At 73.4% G+C, this 19,527-nt stretch carries 19 protein-coding genes; 5 read left to right on the top strand and 14 right to left on the bottom strand.

Annotated elements, in window-relative coordinates:
- Window positions 1–227 precede the first annotated feature (227 nt).
- Entirely contained in the window at window positions 228–584 is a 357-nt protein-coding gene (locus AB0G13_RS28365; RefSeq protein WP_357880568.1) for a VOC family protein, read from the bottom strand.
- Between the two features lie 159 nt (window positions 585–743).
- Between AB0G13_RS28365 and AB0G13_RS28360 the strand changes: the two genes are divergently transcribed.
- On the top strand, window positions 744–3,629 hold the full coding sequence (locus AB0G13_RS28360; RefSeq protein ID WP_357880565.1) for an aconitate hydratase: 2,886 nt from the start codon (window positions 744–746) through the stop codon (window positions 3,627–3,629).
- A gap of 53 nt (window positions 3,630–3,682) precedes the next feature.
- Here AB0G13_RS28360 and AB0G13_RS28355 read toward each other — a convergent pair whose 3' ends face one another.
- From AB0G13_RS28355 to AB0G13_RS28310, 10 genes are all read right to left on the bottom strand, one after another.
- Window positions 3,683–4,207 carry a hypothetical protein gene (locus AB0G13_RS28355; protein ID WP_357880562.1) on the bottom strand — a complete coding sequence of 175 codons (525 nt, stop codon included), beginning with the start codon at window positions 4,205–4,207 and terminating at the stop codon, window positions 3,683–3,685.
- A gap of 347 nt (window positions 4,208–4,554) precedes the next feature.
- Complete coding sequence (locus tag AB0G13_RS28350; protein ID WP_121400720.1) at window positions 4,555–5,166, bottom strand: ATP/GTP-binding protein; 612 nt, start codon at window positions 5,164–5,166, stop codon at window positions 4,555–4,557.
- Window positions 5,147–5,533, bottom strand: coding sequence for a DUF742 domain-containing protein (locus tag AB0G13_RS28345; RefSeq protein ID WP_121400719.1), 387 nt, complete (start codon window positions 5,531–5,533; stop codon window positions 5,147–5,149). Before AB0G13_RS28345 ends, AB0G13_RS28350 begins: the two co-directional genes overlap by 20 nt.
- 5 nt (window positions 5,534–5,538) lie before the next feature.
- Window positions 5,539–5,961, bottom strand: coding sequence for a roadblock/LC7 domain-containing protein (locus tag AB0G13_RS28340; protein ID WP_357880558.1), 423 nt, complete (start codon window positions 5,959–5,961; stop codon window positions 5,539–5,541).
- A gap of 92 nt (window positions 5,962–6,053) precedes the next feature.
- Complete coding sequence (locus AB0G13_RS28335; RefSeq protein ID WP_357880555.1) at window positions 6,054–8,570, bottom strand: nitrate- and nitrite sensing domain-containing protein; 2,517 nt, start codon at window positions 8,568–8,570, stop codon at window positions 6,054–6,056.
- A 207-nt stretch (window positions 8,571–8,777) separates the two neighbouring features.
- Window positions 8,778–10,418 carry a prenyltransferase/squalene oxidase repeat-containing protein gene (locus tag AB0G13_RS28330; RefSeq protein ID WP_357880551.1) on the bottom strand — a complete coding sequence of 547 codons (1,641 nt, stop codon included), beginning with the start codon at window positions 10,416–10,418 and terminating at the stop codon, window positions 8,778–8,780.
- Window positions 10,415–11,320 (bottom strand): terpene synthase family protein, encoded by a 906-nt coding sequence (locus AB0G13_RS28325; RefSeq protein ID WP_357880547.1) that lies wholly within the window; start codon window positions 11,318–11,320, stop codon window positions 10,415–10,417. Before AB0G13_RS28325 ends, AB0G13_RS28330 begins: the two co-directional genes overlap by 4 nt.
- Window positions 11,317–12,708 (bottom strand): cytochrome P450, encoded by a 1,392-nt coding sequence (locus AB0G13_RS28320; RefSeq protein WP_357880544.1) that lies wholly within the window; start codon window positions 12,706–12,708, stop codon window positions 11,317–11,319. The genes AB0G13_RS28325 and AB0G13_RS28320 overlap by 4 nt, the downstream gene beginning before the upstream one ends.
- Window positions 12,709–12,857: 149 nt before the next feature.
- A complete protein-coding gene (locus AB0G13_RS28315) occupies window positions 12,858–13,373 on the bottom strand; it encodes a hypothetical protein (RefSeq protein ID WP_357880541.1) in 516 nt (171 codons plus the stop codon).
- Window positions 13,370–13,777 (bottom strand): GNAT family N-acetyltransferase, encoded by a 408-nt coding sequence (locus AB0G13_RS28310; protein WP_357880539.1) that lies wholly within the window; start codon window positions 13,775–13,777, stop codon window positions 13,370–13,372. Before AB0G13_RS28310 ends, AB0G13_RS28315 begins: the two co-directional genes overlap by 4 nt.
- Before the next feature lie 91 nt (window positions 13,778–13,868).
- Between AB0G13_RS28310 and AB0G13_RS28305 the strand changes: the two genes are divergently transcribed.
- Complete coding sequence (locus tag AB0G13_RS28305; RefSeq protein ID WP_357880536.1) at window positions 13,869–14,117, top strand: DUF2630 family protein; 249 nt, start codon at window positions 13,869–13,871, stop codon at window positions 14,115–14,117.
- A 43-nt stretch (window positions 14,118–14,160) separates the two neighbouring features.
- Here the strand turns inward: AB0G13_RS28305 and AB0G13_RS28300 are convergent, their stop codons facing one another.
- From AB0G13_RS28300 to AB0G13_RS28290, 3 genes are all read right to left on the bottom strand, one after another.
- Window positions 14,161–15,096: an RIO1 family regulatory kinase/ATPase gene (locus AB0G13_RS28300; protein ID WP_357880533.1), complete on the bottom strand. Its 936-nt coding sequence runs from the start codon at window positions 15,094–15,096 to the stop codon at window positions 14,161–14,163.
- 186 nt (window positions 15,097–15,282) lie between these two features.
- A complete protein-coding gene (locus AB0G13_RS28295) occupies window positions 15,283–15,927 on the bottom strand; it encodes an HAD family hydrolase (protein ID WP_357880530.1) in 645 nt (214 codons plus the stop codon).
- 60 nt (window positions 15,928–15,987) lie between these two features.
- Window positions 15,988–16,857, bottom strand: a complete 870-nt coding sequence (locus AB0G13_RS28290) for a carbon-nitrogen hydrolase family protein (protein WP_357880526.1) — start codon at window positions 16,855–16,857, stop codon at window positions 15,988–15,990.
- 106 nt (window positions 16,858–16,963) lie between these two features.
- Here AB0G13_RS28290 and AB0G13_RS28285 point away from each other — a divergent pair, with 106 nt between their 5' ends.
- The 3 genes from AB0G13_RS28285 to AB0G13_RS28275 all read left to right on the top strand — a co-directional run bounded on the left by AB0G13_RS28285 (window position 16,964) and on the right by AB0G13_RS28275 (window position 19,420).
- The gene (locus AB0G13_RS28285; RefSeq protein ID WP_132240304.1) at window positions 16,964–17,536 is read left to right on the top strand and encodes a TetR/AcrR family transcriptional regulator; all 573 of its coding nucleotides are present in this window, start codon (window positions 16,964–16,966) and stop codon (window positions 17,534–17,536) included.
- Between the two features lie 157 nt (window positions 17,537–17,693).
- The gene (locus AB0G13_RS28280) at window positions 17,694–18,605 is read left to right on the top strand and encodes a TIGR04222 domain-containing membrane protein (protein ID WP_357880523.1); all 912 of its coding nucleotides are present in this window, start codon (window positions 17,694–17,696) and stop codon (window positions 18,603–18,605) included.
- Window positions 18,602–19,420, top strand: coding sequence for a DUF692 domain-containing protein (locus AB0G13_RS28275; RefSeq protein ID WP_357880520.1), 819 nt, complete (start codon window positions 18,602–18,604; stop codon window positions 19,418–19,420). The genes AB0G13_RS28280 and AB0G13_RS28275 overlap by 4 nt, the downstream gene beginning before the upstream one ends.
- Window positions 19,421–19,527: the final 107 nt, after the last annotated feature.

Here is a 19,527-nt window from a genome sequence, read left to right as displayed (position 1 = left end):
AAACGCTCGGCTGGGAAACCCCAGCCGAGCGCCTGCATAAACTACTCGCGGCCTGATCAACAAACCACGTGTTGCGACGACCCCTAGAAACCGCCCACGGGGGACCGGCCCTTTGTCGTCAGCTCCACCCGCCCACCCCGCCCCGCACGGCCGAGCCCGGGGCCGGGCGGCCGCGCCGACGCGGCCGCCCTGAGTCGGCAGCCCCGCGCGGCCGGTGGCGGCGGGAGTCAGTCGACCGGGGCGAGGAACTCCAGCCGGTTGCCGTGCGCGTCCTGGGAGTGGAAGCGGCGCATCCCGGGCAGCTCGTCGTTGCCCCAGGTGACGGGGTAGCCGGCGGCGGTTAACCGGGCGGCGAGCGCGTCCAGGTCCGGCCGGAGCAGGCCCGGATGGGCCTTGCGGGCGGGGCTGAAGTCGTCCTCCACGCCGAGGTGCAGCTCCGCGCCGTGACCGGTGAACCAGCAGCCGCCCCGGGCCACGAGCGCAGGCGGCTTGGGCTTCTCGGTCATCCCGAGCACGCCGACGTAGAAGGCCCGCGACGCCGCCTCGGAGCCGCGTGGGCAGGCGAGCTGGACGTGATGGATCATGGTGGTACCTCCTCGTCCCGAACGATGGCACGAGGTTGCGAAGTTAGCAAGACGGACGTACGGTTTTGTTGACGACTAGATCGGCGGTAAGTGTCCCCTAACCACGGCGGCACCCCGACCGGTGCGACAGACTGCTCAGGACTACTCACGGTCGCTGGTGTGAAGGAGTACGACGTGGCGAGCCTCGACACCTTCGGTGCGAAGACCCAGCTACGCGTCGGAGACGCGAGCTACGAGATTTTCAAGATCAGCAAGGTGGAGGGCCACGAACGGCTCCCCTACAGCCTGAAGATCCTCCTGGAGAACCTGCTCCGGACCGAGGACGGCGCGAACATCACCGCCGACCACATCCGGCAGCTCGGCGGCTGGGACCCCGACGCCGACCCGAGCGTGGAGATCCAGTTCACCCCGGCGCGGGTGCTCATGCAGGACTTCACCGGCGTGCCCTGCGTGGTCGACCTGGCCACCATGCGCGAGGCCGTCCGGGACCTGGGCGGCGACGCCACCAAGGTGAACCCGCTCGCCCCGGCCGAGTTGGTCATCGACCACTCCGTCATCGCCGACCTGTTCGGACGCGAGGACGCCTTCGAGCGCAACGTCGAGCTGGAGTACGAGCGCAACAAGGAGCGCTACCAGTTCCTGCGCTGGGGCCAGACCGCGTTCAACGAGTTCAAGGTCGTACCGCCGGGCACCGGCATCGTGCACCAGGTCAACATCGAGTACCTGGCCCGTACGGTCATGGAGCGCAACGGCCAGGCGTACCCGGACACGGTGGTCGGCACCGACTCGCACACCACGATGGTCAACGGCCTGGGCGTGCTCGGCTGGGGCGTCGGCGGCATCGAGGCCGAGGCCGCGATGCTCGGCCAGCCGGTCAGCATGCTGATCCCGCGCGTGGTGGGCTTCAAGCTCTCCGGCGAGATGCCGGCCGGCACCACCGCCACCGACCTGGTGCTCACCATCACCGAGATGCTGCGCAAGCACGGCGTGGTCGGCAAGTTCGTCGAGTTCTACGGCCCGGGCGTGGGCGCCGTGCCGCTGGCCAACCGGGCCACCATCGGCAACATGTCCCCGGAGTACGGCTCCACCGTGGCGATCTTCCCGATCGACGCCGAGACCGTCCGCTACCTGGAGCTGACCGGCCGCGACGCGGCGCAGGTCGCGCTCGTCGAGGCGTACGCCAAGGAGCAGGGCCTCTGGCACGACCCGGACGCCGAGCCGGAGTACTCGGAGCGCCTGGAGCTGGACCTGAGCACGATCGAGCCGTCCCTGGCCGGCCCGAAGCGCCCGCAGGACCGGGTCCCGCTGGGCAACGCCAAGACGCTGTTCCGTTCGGCGCTGACCGACTACGTGGCCGCCGACGAGACCGGCGGCGACCGTGGCCGCAAGTCGGGCGTGCCGCAGCTGGAGAAGCCGTTCGGCGTGCAGGGCCACGCCGACGAGGCGAGTGCCGAGTCCTTCCCGGCCAGCGACTCCCCGGCCAACGGGGTCAGCGACCCGGCCGACGCGCCGCGCGACCTGGAGACGGCGGCGGTCGGCTCCGGCGGGCGGGCCAGCAACCCGATCCGGGTCACCAGCGCCGACGGCGTCGAGTACGAGCTGGACCACGGCGCCGTGGTGATCGCGGCGATCACCTCCTGCACCAACACCTCCAACCCGCAGGTGATGATCGGGGCGGCCCTGCTGGCCCGCAACGCGGTCGACAAGGGCCTGACCCGCAAGCCGTGGGTGAAGACCACCCTGGCCCCGGGTTCCAAGGTCGTCATGGACTACTACGAGCGCGCCGGCCTCACGCCCTACCTGGAGAAGCTCGGCTTCCACCTGGTCGGCTACGGCTGCACCACCTGCATCGGCAACTCCGGTCCACTGCCGGAGGAGGTCTCCGCCGCGGTGAACGAGGCCGACCTGGCGGTCGTCTCCGTGCTCTCCGGCAACCGGAACTTCGAAGGCCGGATCAACCCGGACGTCAAGATGAACTACCTGGCCTCCCCGCCGCTGGTGGTCGCGTACGCGCTGGCCGGCACGATGGACATCGACCTGGCCAACGAGCCGATCGGCGAGGACAGCGAGGGCAACCCGGTGTTCCTGCGGGACATCTGGCCCGACAGCGCCGAGATCCAGGACGTCATCGCCTCGGCGATCGGCGCCACCGGCTTCAGCGCCGCGTACGAGGACGTCTTCGCCGGTGACGAGCGCTGGCAGTCGCTGCCCACCCCGACCGGCGACACCTTCGCCTGGGCGGACGAGTCCACCTACGTCCGCAAGCCCCCGTACTTCGAGGGCATGGAGCGGGAGCCGAAGGCGGTCGTCGACATCACCGGCGCCCGGGTGCTGGCCAAGCTGGGCGACTCGGTGACCACCGACCACATCTCGCCGGCCGGCTCCATCAAGGCCGACTCCCCCGCCGGGAAGTACCTCGCCGAGCACGACGTGCCGCGGCACGAGTTCAACTCGTACGGCTCCCGCCGGGGCAACCACGAGGTGATGATCCGGGGCACCTTCGCCAACATCCGGCTGCGCAACCAGTTGCGGATCCCGGGCGCCGGTTCCGATGCGGGAGCTGCGCTCCCTGAAGGCGGCTTCACGGTCAACCACCTGACCGGCGAGCAGAGCTCGATCTACGACGCCTCGGTGGCCTACCAGGAGGCGGGCATCCCGCTGGTCGTGCTGGCCGGCAAGGAGTACGGTTCCGGCTCGTCCCGGGACTGGGCGGCCAAGGGCACCATGCTGCTCGGCGTCAGGGCGGTCATCGCCGAGTCGTACGAGCGGATCCACCGTTCGAACCTGATCGGCATGGGCGTGCTCCCGCTCCAGTTCCCGGCCGGCGAGACCGCCGAGTCGCTCGGCCTCACCGGCACGGAGACGTTCTCCATCGCCGGGGTCACCGCGCTGAACGACGGCGAGACCCCGCGCACGGTCAAGGTCAGCACCGACACCGGCGTCGAGTTCGACGCGGTGGTCCGGATCGACACCCCGGGCGAGGCGGACTACTACCGGCACGGCGGCATCCTGCAGTACGTCCTGCGTCGCATGATCGCCAGCTGACGGCACGGACGGAGGCCCCCTGCCACCACGGCAGGGGGCCTCCGCGCGTCCGGTCAGATGCGGCCGGCGCCGGCGCCCGCGACGACCAGGGCGAACACGTCCGCCGCCGCGTCGAGGGTGTACGGGTAGTACGTGCGCCGAAGCGGACCCGGGGGGTGCCGCTGGCGGCTGTGGTCGAAGAAGTTGTGGTGGATGCTGACCTTCAGGCGGCCGACGTCGGTGGAGGCCGAGCCGTCGGAGTGACCGATCAGCATGGACTTGTCCGAGTGGTCGAAGTGGTTCCACGACACCGTCACGTAGTCGGCGCCCCGGACGATGTCGACCGACCCGTCCACCGCGCCGGAGAAGCGGTTGTGGTCGATCCAGATGTGGTGCGAGTTCTGGCCGATGTTGACCGCGTCGTCCTCCGCGTTCGTGAAGTTGATGTTGCGGACGATCACGTTGTACGACCGGTAGAAGTCCAGGCCGCCGCCGGTGATCTCGGCGTTGCCGACCCCGATGATGGTCTTGTTCGGGCGTACCCCCTGCTTGCTCGTGATCGCGATCCGCCCGGTGACCTGGATGACCAGCGGGCCCACCGTGTCGATGTGTTCCAGGCCAGGTGATGGACGGCGGGAAGCGCTTTCCAGAGCCCATGCCAGGCAGCCCAATTGATCGAGGTCGATCAATTACGCCATCCGCCCCCGCCCCGTTCCGCAGGACGACGGCGGCAACATGACCCGCCGGACCAGCGGCGCGTCCGGGTCCCCGGCGGCGGTGGCGCGCTGGGCGTCCCCGCGCCCGGTCGGTCCCACTCCGCCGGCGAACGCGCTCGCACCGGTTCCCGCCGCGAGATCCTGGTACGGAAAGGCCCGAGGAGGGGCTGTTCCGTACCAGGATCTCGTGGGCGGACGTCGGGAGGCGCGGCGCGGTGGTGGTGTGGCGGTTACTCGGCCGCGGCGGCGCGGCGGCGGGCCTCGCGGGTCTTCATGGCGTGCTCCATCAGGGTGATGAGCACCTCCTTGCTGGACTCCCGCTGCCGGGCGTCGCAGAGCAGCACCGGCACCCCCGGGTCGAGGTTGAGCGCCGCCTGCACCTCGTCGAGGCGGTACTGCCGGGCCCCCTCGAAGCAGTTGACCGCCACGACGAACGGGGTGCCCCGGCCCTCGAAGTAGTCGATCGAGGGGAAGCAGTCGGCCAGCCGCCGGGTGTCGGCCAGCACCACCGCGCCGAGCGCGCCGAGCGCCAGTTCGTCCCAGACGAACCAGAACCGGTCCTGGCCCGGGGTGCCGAAGAGGTAGAGCACCAGGTCGTCGCTGATGGTGATGCGGCCGAAGTCCATCGCCACCGTGGTGGTCGTCTTGCTCTCCACCCCGGAGAGGTCGTCGATGCCGACGCCGGACTCGGTCAACACCTCCTCCGTACGCAACGGGCGCGTCTCGCTGACCGCACCGACCATGGTGGTCTTGCCGACGCCGAAGCCACCCGCGACGAGGATCTTGATCGCGGTGGGCAGTGGCGTCGCTCCCGCCGGCCGCTCAGAGTGCCCGTAGTCCATTGATTACCGCCTCGAAAACGCTGTTGTCGGGAAGGCCGGCCGTGGTGTGCGGCTCGCGTACCTGCACCAGGCTGCGGGCCGCCAGGTCACCGAGCAGGACCCGGATGGTGCCCACCGGCAGGTCCAGGTGGGCGGCGATCTCGGCGACGGACTGGATCCGCTGGCAGAGCCCGACGATCGCCAGGTGCTCCGGGCCCAGCCCGACCTCCGGGGTCACGTCCGCGCGGGTCGCCGTCACCAGGGAGATCAGGTCGAACGTGCCGGTGACCGGCCGGGCCCGGCCACGCGTCATCGCGTACGGGCGCACGACCGGGCCGGCGTGGTCGTCGACCCACTGGTGCTCCGAGGACTCCCCCTGCACCGTCATCGCGGCTACTTCTCGCCGGTCTGCTGCTCGCCGGTCCGGGACGGCGACGCCACGTACTTGCCGACGCGGGTGACCAGCATCGCCATCTCGTACGCGATCAGCCCGACGTCGGCGTCCTCGCTGGCCAGGACGGCGAGGCAGGCGTTGCGCCCGGCCGCCGTGACGAACAGGAACGACGACTGCATCTCGATGATCGTCTGCTGCACCTGCCCGCCGCCGAAGCGCTTGCCCGCGCCCCGGGCCAGACTCTGGATGCCGGCCGCCATGGCCGCCAGGTGCTCGGCGTCGTCCCGGCTGAGCCCTCGCGAGGCGGCCATCAACAGGCCGTCCGTCGAGAGCGCGACCGCGTGGTCGGCCTGCTTCACCCGGCCGACCAGATCATCCAGCAACCACGTCAGGTCGGCACTCGAAGCCGTCTTCTGCGCCACTCGTCGTCCTCTTCTCCCCCGGCAGTTGTCGCCGTGCTCGTCTCGGCTGAGCGCCACGACGCGGGGATCCCCCCGCGCCGTGGCGGCACCGGTCAGGTCGCTTGCAGGTCGTCGCCGGCGTCGGGTTCCTCGCCGGCCTCGGTTCGGCTGTCGCCCGCTCCGCCAAGCAGTCGGGCGGCGTCCGTACGGCCGCGCCGGGTCCCGGTCTGGTAGGAGCTCATCATCCGGCGTACCTGCTCCGGCGGGCGCACCGTGTCGTCGTCCTCGTCGCCGTTCCCGGCGGTCGCCGGATCGTCGCGCAGCTCCGGCACGATGCTGGCCTGCCGGACCCGGACCGGCAGCCCCGAGTCGGTGCGCGCCGTCACCTGGCGGGCCGTCGGCACCGGGCCGGCGGCGGGCGCGGTGTCCGCCTCGGGCGCGGCGGGCGCCTCGGCGGACGTTCCCGTCACGGCGGGCGCTTCCGTCGACGCGGGCCGGGCGGCGGCCATCGGCAGGCCGGTCGGGAAGGTCGGCCCGTCCAGGGCGTACTGCTCGGATCCGCCGCGCTGCCGGACGGGCAGCGGCGCGTCACGGGCCGGGGCGGTCGTCGGCAGGCTCCGGCCGCGCGAGCGGGTCGGCAGTGCGCCCCCGCCGGCGGGGGCGTCGGCGTCGGGAGCCGAGGGCGCGTGGGGCGCGAGCGGCGGCTCGGCCAGCGCCACCGGCACCGTGGCGAGCGGCGGTCCGGCGGCGGGCGGGGCCTGGCCGGAGACGCCGGCCACCGGGCCGGCGGCGGGCAGGCCGGCCGGGAACCCGCCGGAGGTGTTCGGGTCCTCGTCGTCGGCGGTGACCAGCTCGGCCGGGATCAGCACGACGGCCGTGGTGCCGCCGTACGCGGACTCCTTGAGCTGCACCCGCACGCCGTGCCGCTCGGTCAGCCGGCTGACGACGTAGAGGCCCAGGCGGGAGGCGTTGGCCAGGTTGAGCTCGGACTGGTCGACGATCCGGTGGTTCGCGGCGGCCAGGTCCTCCTCGCTCATGCCCAGGCCACGGTCCTCGACCTCGATGGCGAAGCCGTTGGCCACCATCTGTCCGCGCACCTCGACCGAGGTGTGCGGCGGGGAGAACGACAGGCCGTTCTCGATCAGCTCGGCGAGCAGGTGGATGACGTCGCCGACCGCGCGGCCGGTGAGCGAGACCGCGCCGAGAGGCAGCACGTTGACCCGGGTGTAGTCCTCGACCTCGGCGACGGCGCCGCGGACCACGTCGACCATCGGCACGTTGCGCCGCCAGGCGCGGCCCGGGGTGGAGCCGGAGAGCAGGATGAGGTTCTCGGCGTTGCGCCGCATCCGGGTGGCCAGGTGGTCGACCCGGAACAGGTCCTCCAGCTCCTCGGCGTCGTGCTCGCGGCGCTCCATCGCGTCGAGCAGGGTGAGCTGGCGGTGCACCAGCGCCTGGGTGCGCCGGGCCAGGCTGAGGAAGACGTCGCGCACGTTGCGGCGCAGCTCGGCCTGCTCGACGGCGGTGCGGATGGCGGTCTCCTGCACGGCGTTGAACGCCTTGCCCACCTGGCCGATCTCGTCGTCACCGAACTCCAGCGGAGGCGCCTCCTTGGCGACGTCGACCTCCTCGCCGTGGCCGAGCCGCTCGACCACGCCGGGCAGCCGCTCGTTGGCGAGCCGGAAGGCGGCCTCGCGCAGCCGCTCCAGCTGCCGCAGCAGCGCACGGGTCGTCGTGACGGAGACGATGATCGAGGCGATGACCGCCAGCAGACCCAGACCGGTGGCCAGTACGAGGCGCACCATGACCATCGCGGCCACGGTGGACGCCCGGCCCACGATGTCGTCGCCGCCCGCCACCACCGTGCTGTTGACCCCGGCCAGCGCCTGGTCGACCGTGTCACGCCAGTCGGCCCGACTCACCGGCAGCTGCGTCGTCGGCTGGCCGCCGCGGATGATGCCGTCCTGCACCGAGCGCAGGCGCTTGAACGGCTCGCTCTCGACGAGCTGCTGGTAGCGCCGCTGGTCGGCGGCGGAGAGCTTCGATCTGGTCTCCTCGCCGAGGAAACGCTCGGCGCCGACGAGCGCGGTGTATCGGGCGTACTCCGGCCCACTCATGCGGCCACTGCCGAACAGGCCGCTGAGCAGCGCGTCCTGTTGTGAGATCAGCTCCTTCATCCGGTTGAGCTGGATGAGGGCCGCGGCGTCCGCCGCCAGCTCCTTGTCGTCCAGACTGCCGGTGACGTCGTAGATCTGGAAAATGGATCCAATGGCACGGGTGTAGGCGTCCGCCGCGGAAATCCGGTCGATACCGCGATCGAGCACCGCGCTGCGTACCGCCCCCAGCGCCTCCAGCTGCGCCACCGATTCGTCGAGCTGCCGGCTCAACGCGTCACCGCCGGCGACGTCGACCTGCCAGTGCCGCACGGACGTGGTGAAGGAGGTCGTCAGCTCCGCCGTCGTACGGTGTTCGGCCTCGAGCGCCGCCCGCTGCTCCGGCCCCGGGTCGCTGAGGTACGCCTGGGTCAGGCGGCGTTCGAGCTGGAGTTCCTGGAGCAGCGGCTCGCTGGGAACGTAGATCTTGGCGTTGAGCATCTGGACGCCGAGCAGATTGAAGCCGTCCCGCAGGGTCACCCAGGCCGCGAACGTCCAGAGCGCTACGAGGGAGAGCAGGAGAGCGACAACCTTAGTGCGGATACTCGTACCGCGAGAACGCATTGAACCGTCCCAGGCCGGCGTTGACTCAGGTCATCAACGGCAGATCGTAGAAGTGCGGATGTCCCGCCGGAGGGCCGTGCGGGACAAAGGCAGTGGGTACGCTAGCAGTGTCCACATGGCACCTCAAGTTGCTGATTTCTGCCGTCCCGTCATGACATGTGCACCACCGCGGGAATGTTCGAGTCGGCGGTGAACGAGGTGGGAGGCGGCGAGCACCGCCGACCGGACGATCGTGGTGGGGCAATAGAGTTCCTTGCCGTACCACAGTGGCGGGTGCTCGCGTCGGCCGACGTCCGCTCGCAGGTAGGCGCTTCCCCGCAGGGCGGCGACGGCCACCGCCGGTTCGTCCGACGGGACGGCCAGCAGGATCTGCAGGGCGTAGGCGGTCTCCTCCGCGGTGCCCGCCCACCGGCCCCACGACCCGTCGTCGCGTTGGTTGGCCAGCACCCAGCGCACCGCCCGACCGACCGTGTCCACGCTGTCGTCGTCCGGGCCGGACTCGGCCAACGCGAGCACGCAGCAGGCGGTGGCGTAGTACGGCGAGGCGTGCCACCGGTCGCGCCAGCTGCCGTCGGCCTCCTGCCGCTCCCGGAGCACCCGGGCCAGCCGGCCGATGGCGGTGCGGTGCCGGGAGGCGGCGCCCGGATCACGCACGGCGTGCTGAGCGAGGGCGTCGAGCACGTGCGCGTTCGTGGTGACCGAGAAGCCGTCCTCCCCCGGCCAGGTGCAGAACCCCTCCGCCGTCTCGTACCCCCACAGACTCGCCGGGTCGAGCTGGCGGCCCAGGCGCCCGAGCGCGTACAGGGTCACGGCGGTGGTGTCCGCGTCGGGTAGCAGGCCCGCTCCGGTGGCGGCACCGGCAGGGCCGACCGCGTCGGCCAGGCCCGCGAGGACCGCCTCCGGTGGTCGTACCTCGATGCCGGCCCGGGACAGCCAACTCAGGACCCAGGCACGTTCGAAGACGGTGATCGGCGTAGGACAGGGCACCGGCCCGCCGCCCTCGCTGATCAGCCGGTCCAGGAAGACGCGGGCCGCTCGCGCGTCGGCGTCCGGACCGGCGGTGGCCAGCCACGCGGCGGTGGCTGCTGGCGAGGCCCCGACAGTGGTCGGCTCGGCGGCGCGCGGCCGCGGCCACCGCTGGGCCGGCCCGTCGAGCAGCTCACCGAAGTGCGCCAGCTTCGGGTGCAGCTCGGTGCCCGCGGCGTGTGCCGCCCGGACCGCGGTCAACCGGCGGCGGTCCGTCCCGGTGGGCAGGCTCAGCGGGTGCGTGAGCGACAGCGCGGCGTCCGGCCCGGACGTCCGTGCGTTGATCGATTCCACCAGGGCCGGCACGATGAGGTCGGCGGCGGGCGTGTCCGGCACGGCGGAGCCCGCCGCGAGCAGGGTGGAGAGGGCTCGCAGTCCGCGCCCGGCCGCGACGGCCGAAGCCGGGCGGGCGGCCGCCGGCAGGCCCTCGTCGGCCAGCGTCGCCAGCAGGGCGTCCGTGGCACTCAACGTCGGCACCAGCGCGTAGCCCTCCGGGGGTCCCCACGCGCCGTCGGCGCGCTGGTGTCGAACGAGGAACGCGACCCGTTCGGCGTGCCCGGCGAGCAGGGGCCCGGCGGCGACCAGCCGGCCGGTCTCGTAGACGGAGGGAGCGACCTCTCCCCACGGTCTCAGCGCCATCGCGTCGACCAGTTCCCCCGCCAGGCTCCCGCAGTCGTCCGGACCACGGCCGGTACGCGGCGCGGCTGCCGTGCCCGCCCGGGATCCGCCGTGGCTCATCGCGTCCCCCAGAAGTCCGAGACCTGGTAGAAGCCGGCGGTGAAGGAGAGCTGCCGGCGCATGTAGTCGGCCTGCCGCGGGTCGCGCTCGGCCAGCAGTTCGAGCAGCCCGTGGCAGCGCCGCGTGAGCTGGGCCAACCGGTCGCGCACGACAACCGGGTCGGGAACCAGCATGAGCGCGTTGAGGTCGCCCCACTGGACGTCCCGCTCGTGGGTGGCCAGATCGTTGACCAGGCGCAGCACCCGCTGCACCTCGCGGCCCACCGTCAGCAGCTCGTCCAGGTGCCGCAGGCAGTTCCCGTCGCCCGTGGCGATCCAGTGCGTGACGTTGACGAAGGAACAGGCCAGGTTGTCGGCGTTGTCGAGGTACCGGTCGAGGGTGGGAAGGGATCCGCCCGGGGGGCCCGAGGCGTTCTTCCAGTCCCACTCCCGGGCCACCGCGGTGAACATCCGCTCCAGCTCGTCGCGCCACACCGGCCGGATCCGGTCGAACGCCGGCACGGCCGCCAGGTCGTCGCGGAGGTCGGCCAGCAGCCGGGCCAGGTGTCGCCCCGCCGGCGGGTCGGCGCCGTCGGCGACCGCGAGGCACTCCGCCACCAGCGCGCGCACGTCATCGGCGGACGCCGCGAGGTAGTCGACCTGCCAGTCGGCGGCGAAGACCCAGAGCAGCGTACGGGTGGTGATCCGCAGCTCGTCGGCGCTGTGCCAGGGAGCGGTGAAGGCGATGGCGGTGGCGACGGAACTGAGCATCGCGGAGTCGAACGTGTCGGCGGAGAAGAGTCCGGGGTGCGCGGCGGTGATTTCCTGCAGGTCGCGTACGCCCCGCGTGGCCAGGGCGCAGATCCTGCCCTGTTCGGCCACGTCGGCCTGGCCAGCCCTCGACCGCGCGTCCGTCGCGCTCACGGGGCGACCGGTCGCTGCACCGGCGACAGGGTCACCCGCAGCCGTTGCCGGGGCGAGAGCGAGGCGCCCATCCGTGGGGTCAGGTCGGCCGGCGCGGTCGGGCGGAACCGGAAGCGACTCAGCACCGTGCTCACGATGAGCTGCGCCTCCAGGAGGAACAGGTACTGCCCGAGGCACTGGTGCGGGCCCCCGCCGAAGGGGTAGTAGGAGTAGCGGTAGCGGCGACGGGGCCGCTCCGGCGAGAAGCGTTCGGGGTCGAACCGCTCCGGGTCGTCCCAGAACATCGGCATCCGTTGGGTCACGTACGGACTGACCAGCACCGTCGCGCCCGCCTTGATCCGCACCCCGCCGAGCACGTCGTCGGCGACCGCCGTGCGGGGGACCATCCAACCGGCGGGATACAGCCGCAGCATCTCGTCCAGCACCATGCGCCCGTACCGCAGTTCGGCGAGGTGCTCCCGCCGGACCCGGCCGCCGCCCACCACCCGGTCCACTTCGGCGTAGAGCCGCGCGGCGACCTCGGGTTGGGTCTCCAGCACCGGCCAGAGCCAGGACAGCAGCGCGATGGTGGTCTCGGTGGCGGTGGAGAACATGGCCACGACATCGCCGCGGATCTGGTACTCGTCCGGCATGCTGCCGTCCGGACGGGGCCGGCAGAGGGTGGAGATGATGTCGTCGTCGTCGCTCGGCCGGGCCCGCGCCTCACGGATGATCGGCAGCACCACCTCGTCGATGGTCCGCACGGCCGCCCGGAACGCGCGGTCGCCGGGCATGGGCACCGAGTAGGGCACGAACGGCACCAGCAGGCGGGCGATCATCGAGGTGGTGACGGTGTCGAGCGCGGCGCTGATCCGCTCGGCCTCCGGCACGGAGATCCGGTCGGCGAAGAGCACCCGCATGGTGGTGCGCAGGACGATCCGGGTCAGCTCGGCCGCCGTGTCGATCGGCCGCCCCTGCCGGGCCGGCTCGTCCCACTCGTCGACCGCCTCGCTGATCACCTCGGCCATCCGGTCCACCATGGTCTCGACCCGCTTCGCCGTGAACAGAGGCAGCAGGGCGCCACGGCTGGACTCCCACACCTCCCCCTCGGCGACCAGGATGGCCTCCCCGACGACCCGGCGGACCGGACGCCACAGCAGTCCCCGACCGTCCCGGATGTAGTTGTCGGCGCGGTCACGCAGCACGTACTGCAGGTGTTCCGGGTGGCTGACCAGGTACGGGCGGAACGACCCGAGGTTGAGCCGGACGACCTCCCCACCGGATCCCTCCGCGAAGCCGACCAGTGCGCCGAGCGGATCCCGGAGCAGGGCGGGCAGCGCCCGCCGCAACGGGATCGTGCGCGGGTCCGTGGGGAGGGTGGCGCCGTGCCCGTCGCGCAAGCTGGACATGCGTACCAGGCCTCCTCGTCGTCTCGGCAGTGGTCCACGGGCCGATCCCTCGTGGAACTTCCACCGCCTGAGTGCGGAAGCATCTCACCAATGAGGACAGCAGTTCCAGTGTTTGTGCTGCGAAATGTCCCACTGTCAACAGTGGACGGTCAGCGACGAGGCAACTCCCGCAGGTAGCGCCACTCGGCGGCCACCGGCCGGTACCCGAACCACGCGTTGACCGTCCGCATCGCGTCGTTGCCGGCGTCGTTGATCGTGGACGCCCGCCGGAAGCCCGCCGACCGGGCCGCCCGCAGCGACGCGTGCTTGACCGCCTGGGCGAGGCCCCGGCCCCGCCACCCGCTGCGGGTGCCCGTCATCCCCGACAGGTAGCGGTCCCGGCCGTCGGTCAGCGCGAGGCTGAACGCCACCACCACACCGTCGGCCGTCGCCACCGTGCTCAGCGCCCGGTCCAGGTCCGGCCGGTGCCAGTACGCGGCCAGCCAGTCGGAGAAGCTGATCTCGTCCATCCCGACGTCGCCCGGCTCGCCCGCGGCGGCGACCAGGTCCGCCTCGTACAGCGGGCGCGGGTCGGCCAGGTCCGCCGCCGTGCCCAGCCGCACCCCGGCCGGCGGGGCGGGCGCGGCCGGCAGGACCGCCGTCGCCAGGTCCAGGCCCAGGATCACGCTGCGCCGACCGGGCCGGTACCCGCGCCGCTCGGCGAAGGCGACGCCGCCGGTTCGTCGTCGACCCGCGCGTACGCCCGGCGCACCCCGAGCCCGGCGAGCCGCTCCTCGGCGGCGGCGAGCAGCGCCGACCCGACGCCCCGCCCCCGCCCCTCGGGGCGCACGACCAGGTTGACGAAGCCGAGCCCCGGCTCCGCGCTCTCGTACAGCAGCCCCGTCCGGGCGACGCCGGCGATCCCGTCGTCCGCCTCGGCGACGAGCATCCCGAAGCGCTCGGCCGGCTTGCCGGTCGCCTGCCAGGCGAGCAGTTCCGGCGTGACCACCAGGTGGGGCCTGGCGGCGCGGAGCAGGTCGACGACCGGCGCCGCGTCGGAGGGGCCGGCGGCCCGGAGGGTGAGGACCATGGCTGGGCAACCTACCGCAGCGGCGGGCGCGGCGGGGGCACGCGCCGGTGGAACCCGGGCGCGCCCGCGCGGCCTGTGCCAGGCTCAGGGCATGGACGACAAGACCATCCTGAACCGGATCTCCGAGCTGGTCGACGAGGAGCACCGGCTGCGCGCCGACGCGCAGGCCGGCGAGTCGGGCACGGACGACGACGCCCGCACCCGGCTGCGCGAGTTGGAGGAGTCCCTCGACCAGTGCTGGGACCTGCTGCGGCGGCGGCGGGCCGCCCGGCAGACCCACGGCGACCCGGACGCCCAGGGGATGCGCCCCAAGCCGGCGGTCGAGCGCTACCTCCAGTGACCGGGTCCCGGGCGGCCCGTTCCGGCCGCCCGGGACGTCGCGGTCAGCGGAGCCCCGCCTCCCGCAGCAGCAGCGCGGTCAGCGCGCCCGGGTCGGCGTCCGTCGCGGGCAGGCCCCGGCCCGCGAACCAGGTGGCGACCACCCGCACGTCGCGGGCCAGGAACTCCGGCCCCTGCGGGTTGGCCACCACGTCGACCACCTGCGGCAGGTCGATCAGCACCAGCCGCCCCGCGTGCACCAGCAGGTTGTACGGCGACAGGTCGCCGTGTGCGAGGCCGGCGCGGGCGAGCACCACGAGAGCGTCGACGAGCTGGCCCCACAGCTCACGCAACTCCCTCGCCGTCGGCCTCAGCTGGGCCAGCCGGGGCGCGGCCAGCCCCTCGTCCTGGTCGCCGAGGAACTCCAGCATCAGCTCGGTGCCGCGCACCTGCACCGGGTAGGGGACGGTGATCGTGCCGTACCGGGCGCCGACCTCCCAGAGCCGGGCCAGCGCGGCGAACTCGGCCGCCGCCCACTGCCCGGCGATCATCTGCCGGCCGAAGGCGGTGCGGCCGGCCATCGCCCGGTTCTCCCGGGACCGGCGGACCCGGCGTCCCTCCAGGTAGCCGGCGTCGCGGTGGAAGAGGCGGTGCTGCGGGTCCCGGTACCGCTTCGCCGCCAGCAGGCAGGACCGGTCGGTGCCGGGCACCGCCCGGCGGACCAGGTGGACGTCCGCCTCCTTGCCGGTCTTGAGCACCCCCAGCTCGGTGTCCTTGGCGGCCAGTTCGGTGACCAGCCACTCCGGGTGGGGTTGCGGGCCGTGCACGGCGTCGTCCCAGGAGGACCAGCGCTCCCCCGTGTCGGGGTCCGGCTCGGCGTCGGGGTCGGCGAGGGCGGGCTCGGCGGCCCGGCCCCGCTTCAGGAAGAGCTGTTCGTCGTCGTCGAAGCGGCGCTTGCCGCGGGTATGGCGCTCGCGCGCCGGAAGGTCGTGATCGCGCACTGCGGTGGTGATCCCTTGCTCGAGGCTGATGGGGGCAGGTGGAAGCGACCTGCGAAGACGGCCATGACCGACCCCCTCTCCTCGACCGGGCGCGGGCCCGGTTGCACGATGCGCCGACCATGCTCACGGGTCGACGCGGCCCGGGTCAACCGAATTACGCCCGGCCGCGGCCCGGCGCCCCGCCCCTCAGGCGGCGAGCACCGTCGCGACGGCGGCGATCACGCCGTCCGCCGTGCGGGTGGGGGCGAACCGGCTGTCGACCCAGCTCCGCCCCCGGTGCAGCCAGACGCTGGGCAGGCCCACGGCGGCCGCGCCCCCGATGTCCGCCTCCGGGCCGTCGCCGACCACCCAGGCGTCGCGCAGGGGCAGCCGTACCCGCCGGGCGGCCAGCGCGAAGATCCTCGGGTTGGGCTTGCTGACGCCGACCTCCTCGGAGATGACCCAGTCGGCGACGAAGCGGTCCAGCCCGGTACGCCGGATCATGGCCTCCTGCTGCCGCGCCCCGCCGTTGCTGACCACCACGGGCGTCCAGCCGGCCTCGTCGGCGATCCGCAGCGCGCAGGCGACCAGCGGGTCGAGCCGGACGTTGGCCACCACGCCGTCGTGCAGCTCCTCGACCAGGTCGATGGACGGGATCCGCAGCCCGTACCGGTCACGCACGGCGTCGGCCACGTCCCACCGGTCGGTCAGCCCGTCGGCGTCGATGGACAGCAGCCAGTCGATGTCGGCCGGCGGCGCGCCGACACCGGCCAGGAAACGCTCCCCCCAGGCGCGGAACGGACCGGCCCGGTCGAGCAGCGTGTTGTCCAGGTCCAGCAGGAGCAGCGGCACTCGGGCACCCTACGGGACCGCCACCGCCCGCCGACAGAGCCGAGCCCTCTCCCGACGCCGTCAGGCCGGCAGCGCCGAACGGGTGCGCCCCTGGTCGGGCAGGCGGTCGAGCAGCATGCAGTGGGCCGCCCGGGTCGCCGCGAGGGCCTCCGGGGCGAGCGCGACGACCAGCACGGCCTCGCCGGTGTCCGCGCCCCGGGCCAGCGGCCGGCCCTCCGGGTCGTAGACCGCCGCGCCACCGTTGAACCGCCACGGGTGGGCGCCGCCGACGAGGTTGGCGAACACCACGTACATCGTGTTGTCCAGCGCGCGGGCGGCGTAGTAGAGGTCGCGGCGGTGCTCGGAGCCGGCCAGGTAGCCGCTCGGGCAGAGGTAGCCGTGCGCCCCGTCGACCGCCGCGGCCCGGCCGTGCTCCGGGAAGCAGCCGTCGTAGCAGATGCCGAGCCCGAGCCGCCAGTCGTCGACGAGCAGGGTGGCGCCCCGGTCGCCGGCCACGAAGAGTTCCCGCTCGCCACTCCACAGCTGCTGCTTGTCGTATCCGACGCGGACGTCACCGGCGCGGTCGACCAGCAGGGCGGAGATCGTCCGCCGGCCGTCCGGGTGCCGGACGGCGGCGCCGACCACCACGGCCCCGCCGCCGTCGCGGGCCGCCTCGCGCAGCGGGTCCAGCCGCGGGTCGTCGACCGTGCCCGCCGCGTCGGCCGCGACGTCGGTGCCGGCCGGGTCGGCCGCGAGCGTCGGCAGGTGGTACGCGGGCAGGAAGAGCTCGGGCAGCACGCTCACCCGGGCGCCCCGCTCCGTCGCGCGGCGGACCAGCCGGGCGGCGCTTGCCGCGTTGCCGGCCACGTCGCCAGGGACGGGCTCGGCCTGCACGGCCGCGACGGTCAGCGGCGCGGCGGGGACCGCGACGGCGGTGGGGAGTGGCGTCACGGGCCGATCCTAACCGTGATCGCCCCGCGTGGATGATCATGCGAGCGGCCAAACCAAGCCGTACGTACGGTTTGCACGGCGGGGGGTGAGCTGTCACGATCGACCCGTGCCCAGAGTAAGTCAGGACCAGCTCGACGCGCGCCGGCAGGAGATCCTCGCCGCCGCGCGGGCGTGTTTCGCCCGGCACGGCTACGAGGGCGCCACCGTCCGCCGGCTCGAGGAGGCCACCCGGCTGTCCCGGGGCGCGATCTTCCACCACTTCCGCGACAAGGACTCGCTCTTCCTGGCGGTGGCCGAGGACGACGCCGCGGCCATGGTGGAGACGGTGGCCCGCAACGGCCTGGTCCAGGTCATGCGGGACCTGCTGGCCGGCGCGGTCTCCCCCGACACCACCGGCTGGCTCGGCAGCCAGCTGGAGGTGTCCCGGCGGCTGCGGACCGACCCGGCGTTCGCCAGGCGGTGGGCGGAGCGGTCGGCCGCGATCGCCGAGGCGACCCGCGACCGGCTGGCCCGGCAGCGGGAGGCGGGCGTGCTCCGCGAGGACGTGCCGATCGACGTGCTGGCCCAGTTCCTCGAACTCGCCTACGACGGCCTGGTGCTGCACCTGGCGATGGGCCGCCCCGCCGGCGACCTCGGCCCGGTGCTCGACCTGGTCGAGGAGGCCGTCCGCCGCCGCTGACCTGCCCGGCCTCCGGCGCGCCCGGGCAGCCGACCCCGGGCGCCGGCTGCCGGCTCGCCGTGCGTATCGGTCCGGTAACTCGGTCCACGCGGTGGATACGCCCTGGCGGGCCTGCTCCACAATTGGGTCGCGATCCCCTCGCCGACAGGAGCAGCCCATGACCGTCCTCGCCGCACCTGGTGACACCTGGGGCATCCCCGGTCCCGCCTTCCTCGGGGCCTATCTCCTCGCGGCCATCGTGATCATCGTCGGTACGGTCGTGCACCGACGCGCGGTCCTCGCCGGCCCACCGGTGGGCGACGTGGGCCAGCTCGGCCCGCAGCAGGTCGCCTACCTCAACGGCGGGCAGCAGCTGGCGATCTGGACCTCGCTCGGCGGGCTGCGCGGCAGCGGGGCGATCGGCGTACGGCCGGACCGGCGGCTCACCACCGGCGGTCCGCTGCCCGCCGGGATCACGCCCCTGGACCAGGCGGTCCATTTCGCGGCCGGGCGGAACGCCACCACCAAGGAACTGGCCCGTGACGAGTGGGTCCGCCGGGCGCTCGACCAGCTCCGGACCAGTCTGGAGCAGCGCGGGCTCGCGCTCGCACCGGCCCGCCGGTCCGCGCTGCGCCGGGGCGCGTTCCTGCTCTCCGCCCTGCTGTTGGTCGGGCTGGTGCGCATCTTCGCGGGGCTGGGCAACGACCGCCCGGTGGGCTGGCTCGTGCTGAGCCAGGTTCCGCTGATCGTCGCGACCGTCCTCCTGCACCGCGTGCCGTGGCGCACCCGCGCCGCCACCCGGGCCCTGCGCGACCTGCGCCGTCAGCACACCTACCTCGCGCCCGCCTCGGCCCCCGCCTACGCCACCTACGGCGCGGCGGGCGCCGCGATGGGCGTCGCGTTGTTCGGCACCGCGTCGCTCTACGCCATGGACCCCGGCTTCGCCGCCCAGGCCGAGATCCAGCGCCAGGCGATCAGCGGCAGCAGCGCCTCCTCCAGCGGCGGCGGGTGCGGCGGGGGCAGCTCGTGCAGCGGGGGCAGCTCGTGCGGCGGCGGCGGGGGTTGCGGCGGAGGCGGGTGCGGCGGATGACCGGCCCCGCGGGCGTGGGCATCGGCTGGCGGCCGGAGATCGCCGGGTTCGTCGCCGACCTGCCCGGGCTGCGCTTCGTGGAGGTGGTCGCGGAGAGCGTCGCCTCGGCCGGGCCACCGCCCGCCGGGCTGGCCGCGCTGCGCGAGCGCGGCGTGACGGTCGTACCGCACGGCGTGCGGCTCTCCCTCGGCGGCGCGGAACCGGTCGACCCGGCGCGCGTCGCCCACCTGGGCGCCGTGGCGCAGCTGGTCGGGGCGCCGCTGGTCAGCGAGCACATCGCCTTCGTCCGGGCCGGCGGTGTCGAGGCCGGCCACCTGCTTCCGCTGCCGCGCAGCCGGGCGGCGGTCGACGCGGTCTGCGCCAACGTCGCCCGCGCGCAGGCCGAGCTGCCGGTGCCGATCGCGCTGGAACCCATCGCGGCCCTGTTCGACTGGCCCGACGACGAGCTGGACGAGGCCGACTTCCTCGCCGAGATCCTGGACCGCACCGGCGCGTTCCTGCTGCTGGACGTCGCCAACGTGTACGCCAACGCCCGCAACCGGGGCGCCGACCCGGTCGCGCTGCTCGACCGGCTGCCGCTGGAGCGGGTCTCCTACGTGCACGTGGCGGGCGGCGCCGACCACGGCGGCTACTACCACGACACGCACACCGATCCGGTGCCCCCGGCGGTGCTCGACCTGCTGCGCGAGCTGTGCGCCCGCCGCCGGCCGCCGGCGATCCTGCTGGAACGCGACGGGCACTACCCGCCCGCCCCGGTGCTCCGGGCCGAGTTGGACGCCCTCGCCGCCGCGTCCGGCTTCCCGGTGGTGACGTGAGCGGCGACCTGGCCGAGCGGCAGGCGGCGCTGGTGGCGGCGCTCTTTTCTAGCGTCCCACCGATCAAGAGGCTGCAGGTGTGATCAACTTCCGGTACCACGTGGTGT

It is taken from the genome of Micromonospora sp. NPDC023633 (assembly GCF_040640035.1).
Taxonomy (GTDB): domain Bacteria; phylum Actinomycetota; class Actinomycetes; order Mycobacteriales; family Micromonosporaceae; genus Micromonospora.
This window is presented reverse-complemented; position numbering and strand designations above follow the sequence as displayed.

Excerpts from the sequence above, each read along its gene's own strand:
- AB0G13_RS28330 (WP_357880551.1), bottom strand. The coding sequence starts at position 10,418 with ATGAGCCACGGCGGATCCCGGGCGGGCACGGCAGCCGCGCCGCGTACC.
- AB0G13_RS28320 (WP_357880544.1), bottom strand. The coding sequence starts at position 12,708 with ATGTCCAGCTTGCGCGACGGGCACGGCGCCACCCTCCCCACGGACCCG.
- AB0G13_RS28305 (WP_357880536.1), top strand. The coding sequence starts at position 13,869 with ATGGACGACAAGACCATCCTGAACCGGATCTCCGAGCTGGTCGACGAG.
- AB0G13_RS28280 (WP_357880523.1), top strand. The coding sequence starts at position 17,694 with ATGACCGTCCTCGCCGCACCTGGTGACACCTGGGGCATCCCCGGTCCC.
- AB0G13_RS28275 (WP_357880520.1), top strand. The coding sequence starts at position 18,602 with ATGACCGGCCCCGCGGGCGTGGGCATCGGCTGGCGGCCGGAGATCGCC.
- AB0G13_RS28350 (WP_121400720.1), bottom strand. The coding sequence starts at position 5,166 with ATGGACTACGGGCACTCTGAGCGGCCGGCGGGAGCGACGCCACTGCCC.
- AB0G13_RS28345 (WP_121400719.1), bottom strand. The coding sequence starts at position 5,533 with ATGACGGTGCAGGGGGAGTCCTCGGAGCACCAGTGGGTCGACGACCAC.
- AB0G13_RS28310 (WP_357880539.1), bottom strand. The coding sequence starts at position 13,777 with ATGGTCCTCACCCTCCGGGCCGCCGGCCCCTCCGACGCGGCGCCGGTC.
- AB0G13_RS28365 (WP_357880568.1), bottom strand. The coding sequence starts at position 584 with ATGATCCATCACGTCCAGCTCGCCTGCCCACGCGGCTCCGAGGCGGCG.